The following is a 3,807-nucleotide window of genomic DNA, read 5'->3' as shown; positions in this document are numbered from 1 at the left end:
TGAGTAGACGTCGCAAGACGTCGCCCTCATGCGGCTTGCTGGCTTCTTGCGAAATTCTGGAGGATGCTCGTCAGCTACTCCCCAGGCGGGGACTGCCGTACATCTGCCACATAACGCCCCTCAAGGGGGCGTCACCGACCGCATCCGTGGTGTTCGGCGGATCCGGTGTGTCGCTGACAGAGAGAACATTACGGGTGGATGACGGGAGACGTCAAATCAATCCCTCGCCAAGATATGTGATGTACGTCACACCTTCCCAAGACTGGTTCGTTGTGATCTTTTGATATGGGAGGCTTGGCGGTCTGGGCCAGAGCTCTGGACCCCCGGAACACTGGGCCCGGAATACTGGGCCCGGAACACTCGTACAGAGCATCATCGGGTCGACTCACCTGGGTCGACTCACCTGGGTCGACGCGGCGACCGCGGGCCGCTGACCGTCGCCTCGCCAGCGAGCCAGAATCGCCAGGGCCATTCGGCCGCCACCCGGATCCCCACCCGGGGGCCGAGGCAGACCCGGCCGCCGGAGATACCGGGCGGGCCGGGAGGACGGATCCTCCGGCCCCCGGCCAGTGCCACCGTGATCGGCCCCGCGCCGGTGACCGGGGTTCCACTCAGTGCGCCGGTCACGGCGAGCGCCCGTCCCAACCGGCCGGGGCCACGCGCCAGGTCCGCCTCGACCAGGTGTGGGAAACGGCCCGCTACGAGGTCGCGACCCGCCACGACCTCTCCGGAGCGCAGGAGCACGGCCGACGCCGAACCGACCGGTCCGCACACCACGTTCAGACACCAGTGGACGCCGTAACTGAGGTAGACGTAGGCCCGTCCCGGCGGTCCGAACATGACGGCCGCGCGCGGCGTCGGGCCGCGGTAGGCGTGCGAGGCGGGATCGTCCAGCCCCCCGTACGCCTCAACCTCGGTGATCCGAACGGCGACCGGCCCGTGCCGGACCGTCGCACCAAGAAGGGCCGGTGCGACGACCAGAACGGGCCGGTCGTAGAAGTCCACCCCGTCCGGCGCGGCACCGTCCGTCGGTGCCATGCCGGGCGAGGATTCGGGTAGCGCCGTCAACCCACCGCCCAGACCTGGTCCCGGTCCAGCACCGGACGCAACGCGGCGATCTGCTCGCGGACCCGGTCGGGAGCGGTCCCGCCGGGGGCCGAGCGGGCCTCCAGCGATCCCCGCACCGACAGCACCTCGCGCACGTCCGGGGTGAGCAGCGGGTTGATCACGCCGAGATCGTCGTCCGGCACCTCGTCGAGATCGACGTCGTGGGCCACGCACCACGACACGAACTGGCCGACCGCCTCGTGCGCCTGACGGAACGGCACCCCTCGGCGCACCAGGTACTCGGCGACATCCGTGGCCAGCGCGAAGCCGTCGGGCGCCGCGGCGACGAGCCGCTCGCGACGGACCCGCATGGTCGCAACCGTGCCGGTCAGCGCGGGCAGCACCAGCAGCAGGGTGTCGACCGCGTCGAAGACCGGCTCCTTGTCCTCCTGCAGATCGCGGTCGTAGGCGAGCGGCAGTCCCTTGAGAGTGGCCAGGAAGCCGGTCAGATCCCCGATGAGCCGGCCGGACTTCCCCCGGGCCAGCTCCGCGACGTCCGGGTTCTTCTTCTGCGGCATGATCGAGCTACCGGTCGCGAAGGCGTCGTCCAGTTCGACCCAGCCGAACTCCCTCGTCGTCCAGAGCACGATCTCCTCGCCGAGCCGCGACAGGTGCACTCCGATCAGGGCCGCCACGAACAGGAACTCGGCGGCGAAGTCCCGGTCGGAGACCGCGTCGAGGGAGTTGGCGAACGCCCGGTCGAACCCCAGCTCCGCGGCCGCCCCCTGCGGGTCGAGCGGCAGCGAGGAACCGGCCAGTGCCCCGGCTCCCAAGGCGCTCACCGACGCCCGGGCGTCCCAATCGCGCAACCGGTCGATGTCCCGGACGAACGCCTGCACGTGTGCCAGCAGCTGATGACCGAAGGAGATCGGCTGGGCGTGCTGCAGGTGGGTCATCCCGGGGGCCGGGGTATCGACGTGCTGCTCGGCAAGCACGACCAGCGCATGGGACAACTCGGTCAGCCGCGCGGCCACCTCGCGGGCCGAGTCCCGCAGGTAGAGCCGCAGGTCGGTGGCGACCTGATCGTTGCGGCTCCGGCCGGCCCGCAGCTTTCCGCCCAGCGTTCCGAGCCGTTCGAGCAGACCGCGTTCGAGGGCGGTGTGGACATCCTCGTCCTCGACGGTCGGGCGGAACCGGCCCTGGGTGACCGCGTCGGAGAGCTCGTCCAGGGCGGCGAGCATCGCCGCGAGCTCGTCGACGTCGAGCAACCCGGCCCGGTGCAGGAGCCGGGCGTGCGACTTCGACGCGAGCAGGTCGTAGGGCGCCAGCCGCCAGTCGAACTGGACGCTTATCGACAGCCGGGCGAGCGCCTCCGCCGGGCCGCCGGCGAAGCGCCCGCCCCACAGCCGCATCGGCGCCCCGTCCCCGGGCGCCCCGTGCGTCGTGTCGTTCCCGCCGGACGGGTGCGTCGCGGTCACGGGTTCAGCCGCTGCTCGCGCGCCGCCCAGACCTTCGTCGGCAAGCCCCAGAGCTCGATGAACCCGCGGGCGTCGCGCTGGTCGAACTGGTCGCCGGCGTCGTAGGTGGCCAGTGCGTGGTCGTACAGACTGGCCGGGCTGCGCCGGCCGACGACCTGGGCGACGCCACCCACCAGCCGGATCCGCACCTCCCCGGACACTCCGGCGCTGGCGGAGTCAACGAAGGCGTCCAACGCGCTCTTCAGCGGCGAGTACCACAGACCGTCGTAGACGATCTCACCCCACCGCTGGTCGATGCCCCGTTTGAACCGGGCGACATCCCGCTCGAGCGTGAGGTCCTCGAGGTCCCGGTGGGCCGTCAGCAGCGTGATCGCCGCCGGGCACTCGTAGATCTCCCGGCTCTTGATGCCGACGAGCCGGTCCTCGATCAGGTCGATCCGGCCCACGCCGTGGGCGCCCGCCCGGACGTTGAGCTCGGCGACGAGATCGGCGAGCGGGAGGGAGCGCCCATCCAGCCCCACCGGGACACCGTCAGTGAACGAGATGGTCACCTCGTCGGGGGTCCGCGCGACGGTGGGGTCCGCGGAGTAGACGAAGACGTCCTCCGGCGGCTGGGCCCACGGGTCCTCGAGGACGCCGCACTCGGCGGTGCGGCCCCACAGGTTCTGGTCGATGGAATACGGCGATTTCTTCGACACGTCGATCGGCAGGCCGCGTTCCTCCGCGAAGGCGATCGCCTTGTCCCGGGTCATCCCCGAATCGCGCACCGGGGCGAGCACGCTCAGCCCGGGGGCGAGCGCCGCCACCCCGACCTCGAAGCGCACCTGGTCGTTGCCCTTGCCGGTGCAGCCGTGCGCGATGGCGTCCGCCCCGTGCTCGCGGGCCGCGGCGACCAGATGCCTGACGATGACAGGTCGCGACAGCGACGAGATCAACGGATACCGGTCCATGTAGAGCGCATTGCTCTTGATCGCCGGAGCGACGAAGGACTCGGCGAACTCCTCGCGGGCGTCGACGACGATCGACTCGACGGCGCCACAGGTGAGGGCGCGCTGCCGGATGGCCTCGAGGTCCTCGCCGCCCTGGCCGACGTCGACCGCCAGCGCGACGACGTCGGCGCCGGTCTCGGCGCCGATCCAACCGATGGCCACGGACGTGTCGAGGCCGCCCGAGTAGGCAAGCACGACGCGTTCGGTCACAGTGCTTATCTCCTTATGTTGATTTATATCAAATAATGTTGAATTATTGGAAATCATGCCAAACTGGTTAAAAAAGCTGATAA

Annotated in this window: 3 protein-coding genes; all 3 read right to left on the bottom strand. The window is 70.0% G+C overall.

The features are described 5' to 3' along the window. Window positions 1-399: 399 nt before the first annotated feature. From AC08OQ_RS15350 to AC08OQ_RS15340, 3 genes are read right to left on the bottom strand one after another with little or no spacing between them, the layout of a single operon-like run. Window positions 400-1,038: a DNA-3-methyladenine glycosylase gene (locus tag AC08OQ_RS15350; RefSeq protein WP_462186883.1), complete on the bottom strand. Its 639-nt coding sequence runs from the start codon at window positions 1,036-1,038 to the stop codon at window positions 400-402. Window positions 1,039-1,064: 26 nt separating this feature from the next. After that, on the bottom strand, window positions 1,065-2,525 hold the full coding sequence (argH, locus tag AC08OQ_RS15345) for an argininosuccinate lyase (RefSeq protein WP_476602234.1): 1,461 nt from the start codon (window positions 2,523-2,525) through the stop codon (window positions 1,065-1,067). After that, a complete protein-coding gene (locus AC08OQ_RS15340; RefSeq protein ID WP_476602233.1) occupies window positions 2,522-3,724 on the bottom strand; it encodes an argininosuccinate synthase in 1,203 nt (400 codons plus the stop codon). Before AC08OQ_RS15340 ends, argH begins: the two co-directional genes overlap by 4 nt. Window positions 3,725-3,807 lie beyond the last annotated feature (83 nt).

The sequence above is a fragment of the Frankia sp. CcCS3 genome (genome assembly GCF_977927575.1).
This window is presented reverse-complemented; position numbering and strand designations above follow the sequence as displayed.